Origin of the sequence: Natronosalvus amylolyticus (genome assembly GCF_024298845.1) — an archaeon.
Classification (GTDB): Archaea; Halobacteriota; Halobacteria; order Halobacteriales; family Natrialbaceae; genus Natronosalvus; species Natronosalvus amylolyticus.
The window spans coordinates 2,927,465-2,947,210 of the sequence record NZ_CP101156.1; the positions used below are offsets into that span (position 1 = coordinate 2,927,465).

Consider the following 19,746-nt stretch of genomic DNA (forward strand, 5'->3'; position numbering starts at 1 on the left):
GTTGAATATCCAGCCTGCCATCGGCGGTGGACTGTGTGGAAGTGGCCGGATTCACTCCCGCCGTAAACGGCGGGATTCTCTCCTCGCAGAAAAATAGCTCCCGTCAAACGGTGTCGGGAGGGTAACGTGTAAACGCTCGAGTCACCTATAGCCGCCAACAAATGTACGGTGAGGGCGACGTTTCCAGGCGCGGTCTGTTGTGCGGATGTGTTGGGGCAGGCGCACTTGCACTTGCGGGCTGTCTCGAGGGTGATTCGACGGATGCCGAGGAGGGAAACGGCGACGATGACACGGAGACGATAGGCGAGGATGGGGTGCCCGCGTTTCCGGAGATCGAGAACCCCCCGGACGTTGTGTACCGTCCAACACATCGCGAGGAGATGGTGATGCTCGAGCCGGTCGAGGCTGGCCCCTATCTTTTCGGACCGATGCTGACCTATCCGCACCCGTTCTGGCTTACTCAGGGGCGGGACGTCCAGCGTGTCGACCCGTCGGCCAGCGACGACGTCCATCTGATGGTGACTGCCTGGGACCGGGAAACGGGGCTCGTCATCCCGCTCGACTCGAGCCCGGTGTTCGAACTGTTTTACGATGGGGAATCGATCGCGGAAGAACGACCGTGGCTCATGATCTCCCAGCAGATGGGCTTTCACTTTGGCGACAACGTGGCGCTGGGTGAGGACGGCACCTATCGCGTCGAGGGTCGAATTAGTCCGCTTTCCGTGCGACGGACCGGTGCCTTTGCGGGGCGATTCGACGATGCGGTCTCGTTTTCCTTCGAGTTCGAGTTGGGCGATGAGTTGCGGAATCTCGTCACCGACATCGAGTACTTCCCCGAAGAAGAGTGGGGCGAACCCGGCGCACTCGAGCCGATGGACCACGGTGGACACGGGCACGACGATCACGAACACGGGGATCATACCGAGGGGGACCACCACGATGACCACGACCACGGGGATCATACCGAGGGGGACCACCACGATGACCACGACCACGGAGAGCACCACGCGATCCCCTACTCTGCACTCCCACCGGCCGACGAACTTCCCGGCACCCACCAGGCGTCACTCGAGAGCGGCGACGCCGTCTTCGAAGTCACGCTACTCGAGTCCGGTTCCCGGTTCGTCGACGACGATTCGTGGTATCTCGGGGTTTCGCCGCGGTCGCCGTACAACCGGTGTGTACTCCCGTTGATGGACCTCGAGGCCGTCGTCGACGGCGAACCCCACCAGCTGGTCGAGACGATGGACGACGCACTGCACCACCACTACGGTACCGCACTCGAGGGTGATCCCGACGGTGCTTCCCTCGACCTCGAGGTCATCACCCCACCGCAGGTGACTCGCCATCAGGGTTACGAAACCGCGTTTCTCGAGATGCCTGCGATGTCGACGGAACTGTCACGATGACCGGGGAACGAGTGTCGACCGAGACGCGTTCGAATGCCGAATGCGAGGGGTCGTCCTCGGCCGGCAAACAGGGTCGATCGAGTTCGTTCCGGTGCACGCCCATCACACTCGTCGGTCTGGCGGTCTGTCTCGTTGTCGTCGCTGTCGCCCTGGGGGCCGGAGTCGTCAGTGCGGGCGACCAGCTCGCCGTGATCGCGCCTGCTGACAACGAAATCGACGCCGAACCTGGCGAGGAGTTCGAGGTCGACGTACTCATGCGTAGCCGTGGCGGTCACGGCGGCACCGGCGTCGCTGAACTCACCCTGGTCGCCCAGTATCATCCCGATTATCTCGAGGTGACGAACATCGAGGGCGCGGGCTGGCTCGAGCAGGGCAACGAGACCGATATCGTCGAGGAGCACCGCATCGCCCACGAAGCCGGGACGGCACTCCTCGAGCAGCGCCGCGAGCCGGTCGACGGCGGAGCGACGGGCGACGGCAGGGTGGCGACGGTGACGGTAACAGTGAGCGAAGACGCACCGCCCGGCGTGGCCGAAATCGACTTCGGCGAATCGGCAGTGATCCTCGAGAACGACCTTCCGCTCGCCATCCTCGATCAGGCGGTCACCGTTTCGATCGACGGCGGCGACGACCCGGTTCCGGCGTTCGACCATCCGGACCCGGACGACCGGGAGACGCTCGAGGCAGCCGTCGTCAACGACTCGAGTGACGAGGATGTGTCGGGCACGGATGCGGACGATGACGCCGTCGCCGAACCGGTTCCCGGGTTCGGCGTGCTCGTGACACTCGCTGGGTTTGCCACACTGCTCGGGACTGTTGCACTCCTCGCTCGCTCCCGACGAACGCAGTGAACGGGCTCCACTCGAGGGGCCAGCCACCGTACAGCGATACTCGTCCTCTTCGCGTGCCGGAGGGAAACGCGTTTGTACGTCCCACCAGTTGACGTGTGTATGACCGACGCGGATCTGGGTGATTTCGACCCGCTCTCGACCGGCGAGGACGGAATCGAAGACGAAAGCGGGAGCGACTCGAGCGAGCCAGCAGACACCCCCGAAACGGAGACGGATGAGTTCGAGACGGTATCCCTCGAGCCACAGGGAACCGATTCCGGTATCGGGACCATCTGCGTCTCACAGGGACTGCGGGTGGCGACCGACAGCGACGAGACGAACCTGCGGGCGTACGTCACCGCGGAAAACCGCTCGTCGATTCGTCTCGGAAGTTACGTACTGGCCAGTTATCCGGACGGCGAACGGCTGTTCTGTCAGATCGCCGGCCTCGAGTACGCCCAGCAGTATCACACCGACGACGCGACCGAGATCCACGCGCGTCGAGCGATGCGAGGAAACGGCTTCGACCCGGATGCGGAGGCCGACTACAAGTTCGTGGCCGAACTCGAACCGATTGCGGTGTTGTACAATGACCGCTCGGAGCCGAGTTCTGCGAACAGCGGGACATCGTCTGCCGACGATGGCGAACTCAAAAGACGGATGACCGATCGGGTGCCAAAACCCCAGACCGTAATCAGCCAGGCGACAGACACCGAGGAGATCAAAACGGGACTGAAGATGCCCGAAAACGGCGTTTTTCTGGGACATCTCTCCGTCGGCGGTGAGAAGGTCCGGACGAACACGTCGCCGCCGACCATCGATTACCGGCTCAAAGACGATTACGAAGCCGGCGACCCGCTCGTCTTCCGGCACACGCTCATCGCCGGCGGCACGGGCTCGGGGAAAACTCACGGCGCGAAAAACATCCTCAGGCAGTATCTGGCCGACGAACGCCGGTATCCGATGACCGACGGCCGCACGGTCAACCCGGCCGTCGTCCAGTTCGACCCCCAGGACGAGTACGCTCAGATGCACGACGACAACCCCGACCTCGACACCGAGTTTGCCCGACGCCTCGAGCGAGAGGGACTCGCCTATGGGGGCCACGAGGAGACGACTGCGTTCGTGCCGAAAGTCGGTACCTCCAGTTACGCCGCGGGTCACCACCGGGCCGAACAGGTCGAGTTCACCATCCCGTTCTCGATGTGTCGTGAGCGGCCCTGGCTCGTCTCGGGCGGGTCGCTCAACGATAACCAGTACGGAGCCCTCACCTATCTCATCAGCCGCTTTTTCAACCAGTACGGCGCCGGCGGGAGCTACCGCGAGTTCAAATCGTTTCTCGACGACCCGGCGCTTCGGGAGGAACTCGACGAATCGGGCCGGGTCCACGAGGCGACCTACGACGCCGTGCGTCGGCGAGTGTTCGGCTTCGACGCCGTCTTCGACCAGGACGCTCGCCCCATCACTGAACTGATCGATTCGTTCGTCGCACCCGGCCAACTCAGCGTCGTCCCCACCTACCACATCAACGACTCTCGAGCGACCGAGGCCGTCGTCCTCGCGCTCTCGAGTCTTCTGATCGATCAGAAGCTCTCGAACGACCCCGACTACGACCGGATCAAAGAGACGCCGCTGATTCTGGGGATGGACGAGGCCCACAACTTCCTGACCGACGCCGACAGCGTCCAGGCTCGAAAGGTAATCCAGAAGTTCACCGAAGCGGCCAAACAGGGACGAAAGGAGCGACTCGGGCTCTTTCTCATCACCCAGGATCCCCAGGATATCGACGATGCGGTGTTCAAACAGATCAACACCACCGTCGTCCTCAACCTGGGCGACGAGGATGCCATCAAGAGCGTCAACATCCCGAGCGACCTCGAGTCCAAGGTTCCCTACATGGAGAAAGGCCAGATGGTCGTCTACTCGCCGGACAACTCCGAACCCGTCGAGTTGATCGGCCTCTCGACGTGTCTCACTCGACACGGTCGAGACTGATCGCTCGAGGGATACCGTGCCTGAGTGGTTTTCACCGAAGTTCAACGATCGTCGAAGTACTTGCCATCGATCATCGTAATTCCGGCAGGACGAAAGAACATGAGTTATGTCGCTCAAATCCTCTCGAACGAATAACGCCAAAATTGCACCTATGTCTGGCAAATATGACCTCATTATCGTCGGCGGTGGTATCAGTGGCGCGTCACTGTTGTACGCCACGGCGAAGTTCACCGATATCGAGTCGATAGCACTGCTCGAGAAAGAAGCCGAGATTTCGGCGATCAACTCCCATCACGCGAACAACTCCCAGACGCTGCACTTCGGGGATATCGAGACCAACTACACCCTCGAGAAGGCCGAGAAAGTCAAAGAGGGAGCAGAGATGCTGGCAGGGTATCTCGAGCACTACGATTCCGAGCGAGCGCTCCACGCCAAGCGAAACAAGATGGTGCTTGCCGTCGGCGACGAGGAGGTCGCCCAACTCGAGTCCCGTTACGACGAGGAGGGCTTTGGCGACCTGTTCCCGAAACTCGAGGCGATCGGCCGTGAGGAAATCGCCGAACTCGAGCCGAAGGTCGTCGAGGGTCGCGATCCGACCGACGAACTACTCGCCTTGCAAACTCCCGACGGATACGTCGTCGACTACGGCGAGGTCGCCAAGTCGATGGTCGAGCAAGCCGACGAGGAGGCCAACGTGGACGTGTTCACGGCGACGGAAGTCACTGATATCACCGAAACGTACGACGGGTTCACGCTCGACACCGCCCGCGGGAAGTTCGACTGTGAGGTGGCCGTGGTTGCGGCGGGCTCACACAGCCTCCAGATCGCGAAGGAGATGGGCTACGGCGAAGACAAGGTCTTACTCCCCATTGCGGGCAGTTTCTTCCTCGCAGAAAACTTCCTCAACGGGAAGGTTTACACCTTACAGATGAAGAAACTCCCGTTCGCTGCAGTCCACGGCGATGCCGACGTGCACGACCCCTCCATCACGCGATTCGGCCCGACCGCGAAACTCGTGCCGACGCTCGAGCGCGGGCGACTCTCGACGGTCGAGGATTTCATCGACGTGTTCGGCTTCAACCCGGCGGCACTGGCCAGCTATGGAAACATCCTGGCCGACCGAATCCTGTTCCCCTACGTCGTGCGCAACCTCGCCTACGACGTCCCCGAAGTCGGTCCGAAATCGTTCCTCCCGCACGTACAGAAGGTCGTTCCGAGTGCCACGCTCGACGATATCGAGCGCGCTGAAGGCTACGGTGGCGTCCGCCCGCAGATCGTCGACACGAAGCGAAAATCCCTCGACATGGGCGAAGCCAAGATCGTCGGTGACGACATCATCTTCAACATCACGCCTTCGCCGGGTGCTTCCACGAGTTTGAAAAACGCCATGCAAGACGCACAGACCGTGGTCGACTGCTTCGACGACGAGTACACGTTCGACGAAGCTGCGTTCCGTGCTGACACCATCGACCAGTTCCCGCGTGCTGAAGTCGAGCTGAGCGCGGAAGCTGAAGCCGACACGAAAGCCGAATCGTCCGCGGACTGATCGGTTGTCCTGCTCGCGTATCTCGAGTGAAATGTGACCGCTCGTCCTGCCGCCAGTTCGTCTCTCAACGACTCCACCCGAAGCTCTCGAGCGCTTTTCGATCAGAGATACCCGAACAACGTCCCCACCAGTACGAGCGACCACATCAGAATGCCGACGATTAGCATATCGTTGAGCCGGCGTTCTCGAGTCGCGCGTTTGGCAGCCCCGGCGGCGATCAGTCCGAGCGCGACGATCACGAACATCCGCTGGAGGACGACGTCGACGGGCAACGAGTTGACGTTCATCAGCCCGTAATCGAGCCAGATGGCGAGCGCGAGCGATAGCGATGCCGCGACGGCAGCGTCGAGCCGGGACTCGAGGCCGCTGGCGATGGCGTACGTCGCGATCGGAATCCCCAGGGCGATCACCGGGTACAACATCGCGGCGATCATGTGCATGGTGAGGAAGTCGGTCCAGCGCTCGAGGGCGATGCCCCCGATGCGCACGCCGAGGAACAGGGCCAAAATCGTGAACGCCAGTATCAGGTGTCGGGCCTCGAGTCGGTCGAAGGCGGCCTCGAGGCGCTTGCGGTCCACGTCCGTGAGGTGTTTGTCTACCGTGTCGGGGGTACGCTTGGCGACCTGCTGGCTGGCACTCGCCATGCCGAGCAACAGCAGTGGCGAGAGCAGCATGCCGAGCGTGTCGACTTTGGTAGCCCAGCCGTCAGCGTCTGACGGTCCCGAATTATCGACGTTGATGCGGACGACGTCTTCCTGTGGATCGACGTTCGGCATGTCCATGAACTCCTGTTCGACTCGAAGTTGGGCAGCCTCGACGCCGTCGACGCGGTGACGCAGGGTGAACCAGTCGAAGTGTTCGGTGTGGGTCTGCATCGCAACCCACTGGTCGTCGTCGTTGGGGCTTTCGTACAGCCGGATGTGCATTCGCTCGCCGTAGTAATCACCGTCGTCGAGTTGGCGGGTTTCGGTCATCCAGTAGGGATCGCCGTCGCCGGGGTCGACCCAGGCGTACCGGGTCGTCCCGGTGGCGTCACCCCACTCGGTGCCCGTGGCGTGGTGGCCCTCGTCCTCGATGAACGAGAACGTCTCAGGCTCGGCGTCCATCTCGTCTTCGTCCAGCTCTTCCCAGTCACCGTCGCCCGCTTCGGTCAACGCGACGACGACTTCGTCAGCTTCGCCGCGGACGAAGACGTTCAACGGACTCCGTTTGTCGTGGGCCTCTCTGGCGCTCATGAACGCCCAGATCGAACTCTCGGAATCTTCGAACTCGACCATCTCGAGTTCTGGCTCCTCGGTTTCCTCGGGGGCGATGTCGCTGGTCGACGGCGATAGCAACAGCGACGGCCCACCGACAAAGAGGAAGGCGATCGCGATGAGTGCGGTGGCAACGACCAGTGAACGGCGCATTGGTGTAACAAGTTGATAGTCACGCAAACCGAATCAATCTAGGGGTACCGTCCACCCACGAACGTGGATACACAGACGCCTCAACTCGAGTCGCTGCCCTCGCACTCACTCGCCAGTGGTCGAACCGGTGATGAATATCGCGAACGAGGAGATGCGCTCTCCCGTTCGCCCGAGTCTTATCGCTCGGTTTCGGGGCCGACGGTGAGCACTGGGACGGGTGCCGTTCTGACGACGCGCTCGGAGACGCTGCCGACGACGTTGGTCTCGTAGGCGTCGCCGCTGGTCCCCATCACGATCAGATCGGCGTCGTTTTCTTCGGCGTAGCTGACGATACACTCGGCAGGACTGCCGCTGTCGACGATGGTTTCGGTGGAGACGCCGGCATCTGTTGCGGCTGTCACGGCTTCCTCGGCGGCCTCGAGCGCTTTGGCTCGCAACTCCTCGCGAACGCTCTCGACGCGGTCGTCGTCGAGGACGAGAAACGCGCGATCGTCGACGACGGAGATGACGTGGAGGTCGGCGTCTCGAGTGTTGGCAATGTCGATGGCGTGTGCGGCGACCGTCGATGCGTGGTCGCTCCCGTCGGTGGCAAAGAGAATCCGGTCGTACATCGGTAGGTGTGTGTTTCGGGCCGAGACAAAAGAACGTCTCCATTATCCCATGTCCGTGGGAATGGCGCTCGAGAGTGGTCCGCATGCGTCCGATAGCTTTAGTACCACTTTACTACCAGATACTTCTTTTTCTATAGTAAATGGTGGTGCTTTTGTAGTGTGGTCTGCACGACGGAGTACAGTCTCCACCCAACCCTCGTTTCGGGAGATTTGTCGGTCGCTCGAGTCGGCCTCACGGACGATTTTCAACAGACGATTTAGGTGTGTAGAAAGCGAGTGGGTACCTATGATCGAGACCATTACCATCGACCGCTTCAGCGAGTTGCTCGACGGAGACACGGCGTTCGCGCTGCTCGATACGCGACCGCCCGAGAGTTACGAGGCCTGGCATGCCCCTGGCGCGAAAAACGTCCCGTTCGAGCCCACAGAGGACGTTTCGGACCGCCTCGAGGAAATCCGCGAGGTTGTCGGCGACCACGAGCGGGTGCTGACCATCTGTGGCAAAGGCGTGTCTTCGGGGACGCTAGCAGCGAAACTCGCCCGCGCTACCGACGCGTACGACGTCGTGGCCGTCGAGGGCGGAATGAACGCCTGGAGTCGCGTCTATCATCGGGCCCCGGTCGACGTTCCGGGTGCCACAATTGTCCAGCTACAGCGGCGCTCGAAGGGGTGTCTGTCCTATCTCGTCGGGGACCCCGAAACCGGGTCGGCGCTCGCTGTCGACCCGACGGCTGACCTCGAGGCAGTCTTCGCTGCGGCGGGCGAGTACGGCCTCCGAATCGAGGGCGTGCTCGACACGCACGTCCACGCAGACCACGTCTCCGGCGGGCGGGACCTGGCGACACGTCTCGAGGTACCGTACTATCTGCCCGAACGGGCTGCAAGTCGGGGTGTCGAGCACGCCTTCGAACCGCTCGAAGACGGACAGACGCTCGCCATCGGTGGTCTCGAGGTCCGCGTTCTGCACACGCCGGGGCACACGAGCGATGGCATTTCACTGCTCGTCGACGACCGTGCCGTTCTCACCGCCGATACCCTGCACGCCGAGGCGGTGGGCCGCACGGAACTCGAGTTCGGTGACGAGGACGCCGAACGCGGTGCACGGTTGCTGTACGACAGCCTTCACGGGACGTTGCTCGAGCTTCCCGACGATGTCGTCGTCCTGCCGGGCCACGTCGGCGTCAGCACGGACGGACGGTTCCAGACGGGCATCCCTCGAGAAGCGATCTCGACGACGGTCGGCACCGCTCGGACGGCTATCGAGGCGCTCTCACTGGCTGAAGATGCGTTCGTCGACCGTCTCGCTGCGGCCGGTGACAAACCCGAAAACTACGAGACCATCATTGCGATCAACCGGGGGGCACGGGCACTCGACCCGGACGAACGAGTCGAACTCGAGATCGGACCGAACAACTGTTCGGCCTAATACGGAGTGGTGTAGCGCTGTACTGCCAGCACGGATACGAGGTCAGCACTCGGCGTATGTACGGGGGCAACTCGGTGCTACCGAAGGCTCGTCTCGAGGTGAACGATACGTCCTTCCTCGAGGGAAAAGCGGTCGGTGAACGCGAACAGTGCTACTTCCGTTTCACTCTCCTCAGCGGCCGGTTCGTCGAGCACTCGCCCGTGGACGACGACGGTTGCAACCCCCTTATGATCTCGCTCGATGGAGATGTCCTCGAGTTCGTGTCGCGTGTGGGGATTCGGTCGTCCATCGCGCATGAACGCGATGAACGCCGCCCGGTTTTCGAAGGTCCTGTCCGGCCGGTGCTGGACGAATTCGGCGTCGAGCAGGTCCTCGAGGGCACCGTAGGCGTGTTCGTCGAGGGCCGCGTAATAGTCTCGGACGAGTTCGCGTGGCGTGGGCGTCATCGTTGTCGAACCGTTTTACGCTCCCTCGATATCGGCGAGGGCCTCGATGTCTTCGGCCGTTGGCGGTTCGTCACCCGCGGTCAGCGAGTCGTGTTGGCGTTCGGCGTCGTTCCGATAGTCCTCCCCCTGGTCGACCTCGCCACGGCTGTAGTGTGTCGCCGCGCGAGCGAACCACTTGGCCGCGTTTCGACGGGTGGTCGCCCGTTCGTTGGCGTCCTCCGCAATCGCGCCAACCCGTTCGCTTTCGGTGTACCGGCGTGCCGCGTCGAACGCCTCGAGGGCATCCGTCAAGGATTCGCTGGCGGTTTCGAACGCGCTTTCTGCGGTGAGCCAGTCTTCGGTTTCGAACGCGTCGTACCCTTCGTGGTAGGCGGTTCGACCCTCGAGATACCATTCGAAGGCGACGCGGTACCGGCCGAGTGCTGTCTCCTCGTCGGAAACTCCCTCGATGGCGTCCCGAACGGCCTCGAGGTCGGGCATTTCGCTGCTGTCGTCGGCAGCCCAGGCGTACCTGACGGTACGGTCGGGGTCGAGGACGAATACGGCTCGCTGTGCAATGCGGCGATGGCCATGGAGGCCGGTCTCTTCGAGGACGTCGTATGCTTCGGCGATGGTACCGTCGTTGTCCGAGACCAGCGGAAACCCCAGGTCGAACTCCCGGGCAAATCGCCGGTGGCTGTAGGCGGTGTCGGTCGACAACCCCAGGATTCGCACGTTGGGCTGGAGCGAAAAGAGGTCGATATCGCGCAATGAACACAGCTCTTCGGTACACATCGGACTAAAGTCAGCCGGATAGAACGCGAGGAGAACGACCCCGCTGTCGTCGATGGTTTCGTCCAGCGATAGCTGGCGAATCTCGCCGCCAACGACGCCGGGTCGGGTAAACGATGGTGCAACCGCACCTGTCTCGAGCATACCGTCCGTTAGGACGGCGGTAACGTATGTCCTGTGGCCACTCGCTGGAGGAACACGCTCAGTGACACTCCTTTGGGCTATCAGTGTCGTTCCACGGTGGTAAAGTACGTCGACCACGTAGGTTGGGTGATGCGAAATCCCGGGATTCTGTGGATGTTGCAGGTCGCTGCCGGGCTCTCGATGGCTGGTCCCATGTATATCGTAGCCGTCGAGTTCACGCGGAGTGGGGACCTGCTTTTCGGTGCGTTGATGTTCGTCTTCGGAACGTTCGCGCTGTTCGCCCCGAACTACCTGCTCAAGCGTATCGGGGGCCCGCGGGCGTGGATCAAACGCCGACTGTCCCGTCGCCGGAAGCGTGACTCGAGCGAACCGTCAGGCTCGAGTGACGCGAGCAGGCCGAGCGAAACGGCGGACCCGAACGGAACGGACGTCTCGAGTGGTCGGGCCGGATCGGGCCAGGAGGCGAACCCGGACGCTCGCTCAGGATCACGAGCGAGCGATGACGGAGGCGGACTGGGCGTCCTCGACCGGCTTCGAAACCGGTGAACTGCCACCCGGACGCGAACACCTTTGCTCGTCGCTCGCCCATTCCCCGTATGTCCTGTCCGTACCTCGAGTATCGCTCGTCGGGTGACGGCCGCGAGTTCGATACCGAGCGCCCCTTCTGCACCGTCCTCGAGCGCTTCGTTCAGCCGATGCGCGCCGATATCTGTGCGGGACGATACGCCCTCGAGCACGGCCGCGACTGTGAAATCTATCGCGAACACGTCGGAGGCGGGGGCGATTGAGATGGGGTACGACGACTACCTCGCTGGCGAGCCGGTGATCATCACGGCTGCGCTGACCGGCGGCGTCCACGGGAAGGAGGCCAACCCGGCGATTCCCGAAACGCCCGCGGAGATCGGGGAGGCTGCCGCAGCAGCCGAAGCCGCGGGCGCAGCTGTCGTCCACCTCCATGCTCGGCGTGACACCGGCGAACGCGCGTTCTCGACCGAACGGTTTCAGGCGGTGACGGACGCGGTCCGCGAACGGACCGACGACGTCATTATCCAGCACTCGACCGGCGGCACGGGTGCGCCGCTGTCGGTCCGTCGGCAACCGCTTCAAACCGATCCGGCTCCCGAGATAGCTTCGCTCGATATGGGGCCGCTCAACCGCTATGACCACCTGACGAGCGAAAATCCGCGCGGAATGGTCGACGAACTGTACGACGAAATGTCAGAGCGCGGTATCAAACCCGAACTCGAGGTGTTCAACGACGGTCACCTCAATGAGGTCGGTGGCTTACTCGAGCGCCGTGACCTCGAGGAACCGGTGTATGCGACACTTATCTTCGGAGGCGGGACGCTCTCGCCACCGCACCCGCGAAATCTCCTCAACGCAATCGAAAACCTGCCCGAGGGGGCGCTGTTCAACACGCTCGGGTTCGGCCCGCATCAGTTGCCGTTGACGACGATGGGGCTGCTCGTGGGCGGTCACGTCCGCGTGGGCCTCGAGGACAACGTCTACTACCGACGCGGCGACCTCGCCGAGAGTAACGCCCAGCTGGTCGCTCGGACGGCCCGACTGGCAGCGGAACTCGAGCGACCGGTCGCAACGCCAGCGCAGGCACGAACAATTCTCGAGTTGTAGGGGTGGAGGGGCTATCTTTAGACAGCGAGAGAATCCCGCCGTTCACGGCGGGCGTGAATCGCGTCACTCCACTACGCCAACTGCGAACTACAGCACTCTGAATACCCCACGCAGTCAGAACACATAAGGTACATAATATCGTACGAAGAAACGGATGCGAGTTGACATCGCCATCGAACGTGGAAGCGACCTCCACGAACGAGTCAAAGAATACTCTCGTGAGAACGGCCTGCGAATGGACTTCGCCTACGCCGAACTCATCGAACAAGGACTTGACGCTGCTGAAGAATGAGCGAAGAGTGCAAGACACTCGAAGCGTATCTTGCCCCACCCACTCAGCACAAACAGCGCAAGCTCCACGACGAACACGCCCGATACGAATCATTGCTCCGTCGCAGTTTCAACAACGAATGCGACACGATGAGTGCCGTTAACGAGGTCGTCAGCGGTGAAGACCTCAACTGGCACTCGAAAAATGCACTCAAACAATACGTTCCCAACTTGCTCGATGCGGGCACGTATGGCGCGACGCAACTCGCAGACGATCATCCAATTCGCTACGCGAACACCGCAGCCGTCTTCGACGTTGATGAAAACCGCCACCACGAAATCTGCTGGGAGGTTCCCCTTCCCGGTCGCGGGACGAACTTTTGGATTCCACTCCAACTGAACCCCGAGCAAGAAGACTGGTGGCATCCACTCATCGACGACGATGATGAGTGCGTGTGGGCGGGCGAGATTCGCCTGCAACGCGACGGGACTCGCTGGGTGTTGCACGTCACCGCGAACTACGAAGTCGAAGCAAATCACTCGTGTTCGTGTGAAAGTGACGACGTAACGCCCGTCGGGTTCGACGTGGGCGAGTCGAAACTCTTGGTGGGCTGTGCCCTCCGAGACGACACGCCCGTCGACCCGTTGTTCGTGGATGGAGGTTGCGTCCGACACCTCCGACAAAAACAAGCCTCTGCCGAAGACCGCTTGAAACAGCGGTATGCCTCAAACCTCTTGGACGACCTCGTGTGGGGTACGTGGCAAGACGCCATCGAAGACAAAATCGAGAAAGCTTCCACACGAGCCGTTGAATACGCCTCCCAGTTCGAGAACCCGATTATCGTCCTCGAATATCTCGACGGTATCACGGACGAGGACCTCGGGAAGTACTGGAATCGGCGCCTCGGCAAATGGCTGTTCTCTCGGTTACAGTCACGTATCGAGGAGAAGGCAGCGGAACGCGGTATTTCTGTGGAATACGTGTATCCGCATCACACGTCGAAGACGTGTCACGCTTGCCAACACATCGGGTACAGGCCGCATCAGGGCACGTTCAAGTGTACGAACGAGGAGTGCTGGGTGTCGGAGTATCAGGCGGATTTGAACGCAGCAGCGAATATAGCCAATCGGTTGAATCCGTGGGGAGAGAGTCTGCCTTGGAAATCGGCAGGCGATGACTCGCTACGGAGTGGGGGCCAGTGGCAGGCCCACGAAGACACGTCACCGAGGGAGGGACTCCCGTCCGAGAGGCGGGCTTCCGATGACAAGGTTTCGTCTAGCTCACCATCGGTGGAAGCGGGGGCGAAGCCGGAGACCGGTGACGCGCACACGTCTTGAAACCTCAATCCCAGTCAGTCTGGGTATTCCCTCTGTGAGGGAAGCCCCGGCGTTCACGCCGGGCGAGGATGTCACCCTGGTTGTGAACACTCGAGTAGCCGCCTGCAACCGCCTCTCGCAGTCATGGTTGACTTGTCGATTCGAGTTCTGCTAAACGAACGTACTCGATTGGTCTTTCTGTCACCTACTACTCGAGACGAGGTCGTTATCGACGCGTTTTCAACTCCAATAGTGTGATTCTAAGCAACGAGCCTTCACTGGATGGGATTGAAGGAAAAAGACTTTCAATACTGGCCTATGACCCATAACCACTCACAGGTGACGTAAATGGTAACAATGGAAACGACGGCGCTGGATACCGAACTCAGCCTGTTCAAATACGACACGCTCGAGCAGCTCCCGGCGAACTATCGCGAGCTCGAGGAGGCCGACCGAACGCAGCGAATCGAGGCCGCACTCGAGGAACTGGGCGACGACGTGGTTATTCTCGGGCACAACTATCAGCGCCGGGAGATCGTCGAACACGCCGATTTCGTCGGTGACTCCTACCAGCTCTCGGTCGAGGCGGCCGAAAGCGACGCGGAGTACGTGATCTTTGGCGGGGTGACGTTCATGGCCGAATCTGCCGACATCATCACGGACGACGACCAGACCGTGATCTTGCCGAGCATGGAGGCCTCCTGTCCGATGGCGGGTATGGCCGAGGCCCTCCAGGTCGACGCCGCCTGGGCCGAAATCACGGCGGCGGCCCCCGATTCGGACATCATCCCGATTACGTACATGAATTCGTATGCCGACTTGAAGGCGTTCTGTGCGAGCCAGGGCGGGCTCGTCTGTACCTCCTCGAACGCCCACCGCGCATTCGAATGGGCGTTCGACCGCGGCGACAAAGTCCTCTTCTTACCGGACAAACATCTGGGGGAGAACACGGCCCACCGCCTCGGGATGGAAGAACAGATGGCGACCTGGGACCCGTGGGACCCCGAGGGGAAGGACCCCGAAGCGGTCGCCGAGGCCGACATCATCTGCTGGGACGGCTACTGCCAGGTCCACGAACGCTTCCGCGTCGAACACGTCGAGGAAATTCGGGAGGAGAACCCCGACGCTCGGGTTATCGTTCACCCCGAGTGCCGTCGCGAAGTCGTCGAAGCGGCGGACAAAGCCGGCTCGACGGCCGAAATCTGTCGCACCGTCGAGGAGGCAGACCCCGGCGACACCTGGGCAATCGGCACCGAAATCCACCTGACGCGACACCTCCAGCGCTGGCACCCCGACGTCGAGGTCCTCCCGCTGTGTGGCGATGCCTGTATGGACTGCAACGCCATGCGCCAGATCGACCCCAACTACCTGACCTGGGTGCTCGAGGAACTCGTCGCTGGCCGAGAGCGAAACGTCATCGAGGTCGCTCCCGAAGAGAAGGAACTGGCGAAGGTCGCCCTCGAGCGAATGCTGGAGGTCTAACCATGGCGGAGACACCCGATACCGCTGACGTCCTCGTCGTCGGTACGGGCATCGCCGGCTGTGCGGCCGCCCTCGCAGCGGCACGCCAGGGAGCCGACGTTCTCGTTCTCACCAAAGCGTCCCGACCCGAGGATGCGAGTACTGACTGGGCCCAGGGCGGCATCTCGACCACCCGGGGCGAGCCTGCCACGTTGAAAACGGATATCCTCGAGGCCAGCGACGGGACGGCCGACCCGGACGCCATCGACACGCTGGTCGAACACGCCGATACGGCCGTCGAGGACGTACTGCTCGAGACCCTCGAGATTGAATTCGACGAAACGGACGACGGCGAGTTCGACTACACCCGTGAGGCGGCCCACTCCGACTCGCGCATCCTGCACGTCGATGCCGCCACAGGTACACACATCCTTCGCCCCTTCCTCGCCCATCTCGAGGGCCTCGATACCGTCGACATCCGAGACGATACCGCCGTACTCGAGTTGCTCACCCACGAGGGGAGGGTCCACGGCGTGCTGACCGACGCGTCCGAGACGGGACAGCCGGTGTTCGCCGGAACGACCGTCCTCGCCACCGGCGGAATCGGTTCGCTTTATGCGCGGTCGACCAATCCTGCCGGGTCGACCGGCGACGGCATCGCCATGGCCGCACTCGCCGGGGCCGAGGTCGCCGACCTCGAGTACGTGCAGTTTCATCCGACGGCGTACGCGAGCGATGGGGCCACCCGCTCGAGTGAGAGAGGCTCGGGTCCAATGAACGAGGCGCTCCCCTCGAACGAGCGCGAACCCACGTTCTTGCTCTCGGAAGCACTTCGGGGCGAGGGTGCAGTGCTCCGAAACGCCGACGGTAAGCGATTCATGCCCGACGTCCACCCCGACGCCGAACTCGCCCCACGGGACGTGGTCGCTCGAGCGGTCGCCAGCGAGCGCGACCGAACTGGCGAGGTCGCCCTCGACGTCTCACCGCTCGCCTTCGAGAGCGAATTCCCGAATCTGGCCGAGAAATGCCGCCAGCAGGGAGTTGAAGGCGACGCTATCCCGGTCGCCCCGTGTGAACACTTCCTCTGTGGCGGGATTGCCGTCGACGGCCATGGTCGAACGACACTCGACCGACTGTACGCCGTTGGGGAATGTGCCCGGACGGGCGTCCACGGCGCGAACCGACTCGCGAGTACGAGCCTGCTCGAGGGCCTTGTCTGGGGGCTTCGGGCGGGCGAACACGCAGCCTCGCTCGAAGTCGATCCCGAGCCAATCGAGGCACCCGACCTGCGCAACAGCGACCCCGAACTCCCGCCGGGATTTGCCGCCGAGAAGTTCACCCGACTGCAACAAACTATGGACGACGCACTCGGCCTCGAGCGCGACCCCGACGAGGTTGCTCGAGCAGGGGCCGTCTTCCGCCGTCTCAAAGGCGAGGTCGACGCCTACCGGCGGACGCGAACGTCTCGAGACCTCTACGAACTCCGGAACGCCTGTGTCACGGCCCTGTTGGTCGCTCGAGCGGCGGCTGAGAACCCCGATTCGATCGGGTGTCATCACGTCGTCGATACGGCCCGAGACGGGCTCGCCGGCCACGCGCGCTGATCAGTCGAAATCGACCACGCTGCGGGCGATACAAAACTGGGCGCTGTAGTAGGTGGCCATTATCAACAGCCCCGAGTACGTCACGTCCGCGACGAACATGTTCCACGAGAGGATGGCGTCCGAGGTGACGAACAGGAGGCTACCGACGATAGCCCATCGGTTGCCAGTCAGCAGGGCTGCCCAGGCCATCGCCAGGATGACGACGATGTAGCCGGCAACGGGGAGCAACAGGTGAGTGTCGCCGGCCCCCTGGATCGCCGAGAGCAGCGGCATTCCAATCGCGACGCCGACGCCAGCGAGAGGGAGTGCGCTGGCGACACGGGCGCTCGTGACTCGCGCTCGAGTCAGAAACCCTGCCAGATACCAGATGTGTCCCAGGAGAAAGGCCGTAAGACCGACCAGAAACCAGTGGAGGGTGACGTCACCGATTGCACAGAACCCGAGTCCGATCACGATGAACGTGTGAACGCGGTCTCGGCCCGCCGGAAGCAGCGTGATCGCGTAGCCGATGATCAACACCATCGGGAGTACTTTGAACGCGAGCGACAACCACAGGGGGTCACCCGGCGCGAACCCGATGTAAAACACTGCGGTGAGGACGATGGCTGCCGGCACCCAGTGGCGTCTCGTATTCGGCACACCGCGTTCACGAATCATGGTTCCGTATACCCACGAGCATATCACTTCGAGTAGTTAAGTGTAGTCGCCGGTTCGGGGCCACTCGAGTGATGGATTCGGGGCCACTCGAGGATCGCTATCAGCTGTGATCGTTCGTGATCGGCTTCTCGACTGCATCGGTCCCGCCGCTGGCGAGAGCACCGGGGTGCTCGCCCTCGGGCGATTCGGACGCGGGAACCACGTGAATGTCTCGTTGTGGGAACGGGATCTCGATGCCGGCCTCGAGGAACGTTTTGTAGATCGCCCGGTTCAGCTTGTGTCGGGTCTTGTTCGCTCGAATCGGCGAGCCGACCCAGCACAGGAGTTCGTACTCGAGGGCGGAGTCGCCGAAGTTTCGAAACCGCATCCGGGGCTTGGGCGAGTCGAGCACGAGCGATTCGTCTTCGGCGATCTCGAGGACGAGCGCTTCGAACTCGTCGATGTCGGTACCGTAGGCGACGCCGATGGGGAGCTTGAGCCGTTTTCGGCGCTGTGGCGCCGACTGGTTGATGACCTTCGCCGCGTTCAGGGCGGCGTTCGGCACCGTGATCAACACCTCATCGCGCATCATGAGCGTCGTCGAACGCACTCCCACTTTGACGACGGTGCCGGCTTCACCGGAATCCAGCGTGATGTAATCGCCCAGTTTGTACGTATCGTCGAAATACAGCGCGATACCGCCGAAGAAGTTGGCGACGGTGTCTCGAGCAGCGAAACCGACGGCGATGCCAGCGACACCCGCAGCCCCGAGCAGTGGGGTGATGCTGTACTCCCAGACCGAGAGCAACGCGCCGATAGTGCCGACGAAGACCACGAGCGTCCAGACGTTCGAGAACACCGGTGCGAAATCGAAGCGCGAACCTTTGTCTTTGACCTCCTCGACGAACCGGTTGACGACTCGGTTGGCGGCGAATGCCCAGGCGATGATGATGACGGACAGCGAGGGCCGTCCGAAGAAGGTATTCAACTGCTCACTGGTCAGCAACACGTTCTGGGTTACCGCCGGAATCTGGGTCAGCAAGTAGACGCCGGCGAGAGCAACCGTCAACACGACCGGAACCCGGAGTTCCCCGACGAGGATGTGATCGTACGCCGTCCGCGTTCGGCTGGTGTAACGTAACAGCGTCCGAAGAACGACGACCTCGAGTATGACTGCGATCCCAACCGAGACACCGACCAGGAGCAGTGTCGCCTGCCAGGCAGGCACCTCCTCGAAGAGAGTCGCCAACAGGGAGATAAGTGAATCGAACATGACTTACTCACGACTGAGAGTGACCTAACTCTTTCTCTCAGTGTCTGAGGCGTCTATTCTCGATCACCGAGGGGAAAGGGGGTCGTTTATCACATCGTGCGGACCCATGTTACCCAATGATCACCCACGGACAGATCGAACGGTGGCTGGACGAAGACATCGGCCACCACGACGTCACGAACGACGTGCCGGGGGAAACGACCGGTCGACTCGTCGCCAAAGAAGCCGGTACCGTCGCCGGTCTCGAGGCCGGTCGTGCCGTCTTCGAGTATCTCGGTGTGACGGTTCTCGAAACGGTCGGCTCGGGAACCGTGATCGAACCGGGTGACGTCGTTCTCCGTGTCGAGGGGCCGGCACGGGACGTCCTTCGCGGCGAGCGTGTCGCCGTCAACCTCGTCGGCCACGCGTCCGGTATCGCAACCCGGACGGCGGCAGTCGTCGACGCCGCTCGAGTCGAATCCGAAACCGTCACCATCGCCGCGACACGCAAAACGACGCCCGGGCTGCGCGGCCTCGAGAAACGGGCGGTCGTCGCCGGCGGGGGCGATACCCACCGTCTCGACCTCTCGCACATGGTCATGATCAAGGACAACCACATCGCCGAGATGGGCCTCGAGCGCGCTATCGAGCACTTCCAGGAAACGGCTTCGTTCGCGACCAAACTCGACGTCGAAGTCGAATCCACCGACGATGCAATCCGGGCCGCTAACGCCGGGGCCGACATCATCTTGCTCGATAACTTCACTCCGGAGGAGCTTCGCGAGGCCGTCGACACCCTCGAGTGCGACCTCGAGCCAGCCGTCGCCGAGCACGTGCTAACCGAAGCTAGCGGGGGAATCACGCTCGAGACGGTCGGCGACTACGCGGCCACTGGCGTCGACATCATCTCGATGGGGTCGCTCACCCACTCCGCGCCGTCGCTCGATCTGTCTTTTCGGACGGGATAGGTTCCACACTAACTACTTC

General features: G+C 62.2%; 19 protein-coding genes. 13 read left to right on the forward strand and 6 right to left on the reverse strand.

Going from position 1 to position 19,746, the window contains the following annotated elements:
* Positions 1–161 precede the first annotated feature (161 nt).
* The 4 genes from NLK60_RS13685 (at position 162) to NLK60_RS13700 (ending at position 5,780) form a co-directional block, all read left to right on the forward strand.
* The gene (locus tag NLK60_RS13685) at positions 162–1,409 is read left to right on the forward strand and encodes a DUF7350 domain-containing protein (RefSeq protein WP_254808330.1); all 1,248 of its coding nucleotides are present in this window, start codon (positions 162–164) and stop codon (positions 1,407–1,409) included.
* Positions 1,406–2,260 (forward strand): hypothetical protein, encoded by an 855-nt coding sequence (locus NLK60_RS13690; protein ID WP_254808331.1) that lies wholly within the window; start codon positions 1,406–1,408, stop codon positions 2,258–2,260. The genes NLK60_RS13685 and NLK60_RS13690 overlap by 4 nt, the downstream gene beginning before the upstream one ends.
* Before the next feature lie 99 nt (positions 2,261–2,359).
* Positions 2,360–4,234, forward strand: coding sequence for an ATP-binding protein (locus NLK60_RS13695; protein WP_254808332.1), 1,875 nt, complete (start codon positions 2,360–2,362; stop codon positions 4,232–4,234).
* A gap of 151 nt (positions 4,235–4,385) precedes the next feature.
* On the forward strand, positions 4,386–5,780 hold the full coding sequence (locus tag NLK60_RS13700) for an FAD-dependent oxidoreductase (protein ID WP_254808333.1): 1,395 nt from the start codon (positions 4,386–4,388) through the stop codon (positions 5,778–5,780).
* A gap of 101 nt (positions 5,781–5,881) precedes the next feature.
* Here NLK60_RS13700 and NLK60_RS13705 read toward each other — a convergent pair whose 3' ends face one another.
* Both NLK60_RS13705 and NLK60_RS13710 read right to left on the reverse strand, forming a co-directional pair.
* Positions 5,882–7,189 (reverse strand): hypothetical protein, encoded by a 1,308-nt coding sequence (locus NLK60_RS13705; RefSeq protein ID WP_254808334.1) that lies wholly within the window; start codon positions 7,187–7,189, stop codon positions 5,882–5,884.
* Between the two features lie 176 nt (positions 7,190–7,365).
* Positions 7,366–7,800, reverse strand: a complete 435-nt coding sequence (locus NLK60_RS13710) for a universal stress protein (RefSeq protein ID WP_254808335.1) — start codon at positions 7,798–7,800, stop codon at positions 7,366–7,368.
* A gap of 286 nt (positions 7,801–8,086) precedes the next feature.
* Here NLK60_RS13710 and NLK60_RS13715 point away from each other — a divergent pair, with 286 nt between their 5' ends.
* Positions 8,087–9,226 carry an MBL fold metallo-hydrolase gene (locus NLK60_RS13715; RefSeq protein WP_254808336.1) on the forward strand — a complete coding sequence of 380 codons (1,140 nt, stop codon included), beginning with the start codon at positions 8,087–8,089 and terminating at the stop codon, positions 9,224–9,226.
* A 77-nt stretch (positions 9,227–9,303) separates the two neighbouring features.
* Here the strand turns inward: NLK60_RS13715 and NLK60_RS13720 are convergent, their stop codons facing one another.
* Together NLK60_RS13720 and NLK60_RS13725 are read right to left on the reverse strand one after the other, a co-directional pair.
* Entirely contained in the window at positions 9,304–9,672 is a 369-nt protein-coding gene (locus NLK60_RS13720) for a nuclear transport factor 2 family protein (RefSeq protein ID WP_254808337.1), read from the reverse strand.
* A 15-nt stretch (positions 9,673–9,687) separates the two neighbouring features.
* A complete protein-coding gene (locus NLK60_RS13725) occupies positions 9,688–10,587 on the reverse strand; it encodes a redoxin domain-containing protein (protein WP_254808338.1) in 900 nt (299 codons plus the stop codon).
* Positions 10,588–10,683: 96 nt separating this feature from the next.
* Between NLK60_RS13725 and NLK60_RS13730 the strand changes: the two genes are divergently transcribed.
* The 7 genes from NLK60_RS13730 to NLK60_RS13760 all read left to right on the forward strand — a co-directional run bounded on the left by NLK60_RS13730 (position 10,684) and on the right by NLK60_RS13760 (position 16,871).
* Entirely contained in the window at positions 10,684–11,133 is a 450-nt protein-coding gene (locus NLK60_RS13730) for a hypothetical protein (protein ID WP_254808339.1), read from the forward strand.
* Between the two features lie 50 nt (positions 11,134–11,183).
* Complete coding sequence (locus tag NLK60_RS13735) at positions 11,184–11,375, forward strand: hypothetical protein (protein WP_254808340.1); 192 nt, start codon at positions 11,184–11,186, stop codon at positions 11,373–11,375.
* A gap of 1 nt (position 11,376) precedes the next feature.
* A complete protein-coding gene (locus NLK60_RS13740) occupies positions 11,377–12,219 on the forward strand; it encodes a beta-keto acid cleavage family enzyme (protein ID WP_254808341.1) in 843 nt (280 codons plus the stop codon).
* 154 nt (positions 12,220–12,373) lie between these two features.
* Positions 12,374–12,511 (forward strand): hypothetical protein, encoded by a 138-nt coding sequence (locus NLK60_RS13745; protein ID WP_254808342.1) that lies wholly within the window; start codon positions 12,374–12,376, stop codon positions 12,509–12,511.
* Positions 12,508–13,827: an IS200/IS605 family accessory protein TnpB-related protein gene (locus NLK60_RS13750; RefSeq protein WP_254808343.1), complete on the forward strand. Its 1,320-nt coding sequence runs from the start codon at positions 12,508–12,510 to the stop codon at positions 13,825–13,827. Before NLK60_RS13745 ends, NLK60_RS13750 begins: the two co-directional genes overlap by 4 nt.
* Before the next feature lie 327 nt (positions 13,828–14,154).
* A complete protein-coding gene (gene nadA / locus NLK60_RS13755; RefSeq protein ID WP_254808344.1) occupies positions 14,155–15,288 on the forward strand; it encodes a quinolinate synthase NadA in 1,134 nt (377 codons plus the stop codon).
* A gap of 2 nt (positions 15,289–15,290) precedes the next feature.
* A complete protein-coding gene (locus NLK60_RS13760; RefSeq protein ID WP_254808345.1) occupies positions 15,291–16,871 on the forward strand; it encodes an L-aspartate oxidase in 1,581 nt (526 codons plus the stop codon).
* Here the strand turns inward: NLK60_RS13760 and NLK60_RS13765 are convergent, their stop codons facing one another.
* Together NLK60_RS13765 and NLK60_RS13770 are read right to left on the reverse strand one after the other, a co-directional pair.
* Positions 16,872–17,510, reverse strand: a complete 639-nt coding sequence (locus tag NLK60_RS13765; protein WP_254808346.1) for a lysoplasmalogenase — start codon at positions 17,508–17,510, stop codon at positions 16,872–16,874.
* A gap of 118 nt (positions 17,511–17,628) precedes the next feature.
* A complete protein-coding gene (locus NLK60_RS13770; RefSeq protein WP_254808347.1) occupies positions 17,629–18,780 on the reverse strand; it encodes a mechanosensitive ion channel family protein in 1,152 nt (383 codons plus the stop codon).
* A gap of 116 nt (positions 18,781–18,896) precedes the next feature.
* On the opposite strand from NLK60_RS13770, the gene nadC reads away from it, so the two are divergent.
* Positions 18,897–19,727, forward strand: coding sequence for a carboxylating nicotinate-nucleotide diphosphorylase (gene nadC, locus NLK60_RS13775; protein WP_254808348.1), 831 nt, complete (start codon positions 18,897–18,899; stop codon positions 19,725–19,727).
* Positions 19,728–19,746 lie beyond the last annotated feature (19 nt).

Excerpts from the sequence above, each read along its gene's own strand:
- NLK60_RS13740 (WP_254808341.1), top strand. The coding sequence starts at position 11,377 with ATGGGGTACGACGACTACCTCGCTGGCGAGCCGGTGATCATCACGGCT.
- nadA (WP_254808344.1), top strand. The coding sequence starts at position 14,155 with ATGGTAACAATGGAAACGACGGCGCTGGATACCGAACTCAGCCTGTTC.
- NLK60_RS13735 (WP_254808340.1), top strand. The coding sequence starts at position 11,184 with ATGTCCTGTCCGTACCTCGAGTATCGCTCGTCGGGTGACGGCCGCGAG.
- NLK60_RS13770 (WP_254808347.1), bottom strand. The coding sequence starts at position 18,780 with ATGTTCGATTCACTTATCTCCCTGTTGGCGACTCTCTTCGAGGAGGTG.
- NLK60_RS13710 (WP_254808335.1), bottom strand. The coding sequence starts at position 7,800 with ATGTACGACCGGATTCTCTTTGCCACCGACGGGAGCGACCACGCATCG.
- NLK60_RS13725 (WP_254808338.1), bottom strand. The coding sequence starts at position 10,587 with ATGCTCGAGACAGGTGCGGTTGCACCATCGTTTACCCGACCCGGCGTC.
- NLK60_RS13715 (WP_254808336.1), top strand. The coding sequence starts at position 8,087 with ATGATCGAGACCATTACCATCGACCGCTTCAGCGAGTTGCTCGACGGA.
- NLK60_RS13700 (WP_254808333.1), top strand. The coding sequence starts at position 4,386 with ATGTCTGGCAAATATGACCTCATTATCGTCGGCGGTGGTATCAGTGGC.
- NLK60_RS13690 (WP_254808331.1), top strand. The coding sequence starts at position 1,406 with ATGACCGGGGAACGAGTGTCGACCGAGACGCGTTCGAATGCCGAATGC.
- NLK60_RS13705 (WP_254808334.1), bottom strand. The coding sequence starts at position 7,189 with ATGCGCCGTTCACTGGTCGTTGCCACCGCACTCATCGCGATCGCCTTC.
- NLK60_RS13745 (WP_254808342.1), top strand. The coding sequence starts at position 12,374 with ATGCGAGTTGACATCGCCATCGAACGTGGAAGCGACCTCCACGAACGA.
- NLK60_RS13760 (WP_254808345.1), top strand. The coding sequence starts at position 15,291 with ATGGCGGAGACACCCGATACCGCTGACGTCCTCGTCGTCGGTACGGGC.
- NLK60_RS13720 (WP_254808337.1), bottom strand. The coding sequence starts at position 9,672 with ATGACGCCCACGCCACGCGAACTCGTCCGAGACTATTACGCGGCCCTC.
- NLK60_RS13750 (WP_254808343.1), top strand. The coding sequence starts at position 12,508 with ATGAGCGAAGAGTGCAAGACACTCGAAGCGTATCTTGCCCCACCCACT.
- nadC (WP_254808348.1), top strand. The coding sequence starts at position 18,897 with ATGATCACCCACGGACAGATCGAACGGTGGCTGGACGAAGACATCGGC.
- NLK60_RS13695 (WP_254808332.1), top strand. The coding sequence starts at position 2,360 with ATGACCGACGCGGATCTGGGTGATTTCGACCCGCTCTCGACCGGCGAG.
- NLK60_RS13685 (WP_254808330.1), top strand. The coding sequence starts at position 162 with ATGTACGGTGAGGGCGACGTTTCCAGGCGCGGTCTGTTGTGCGGATGT.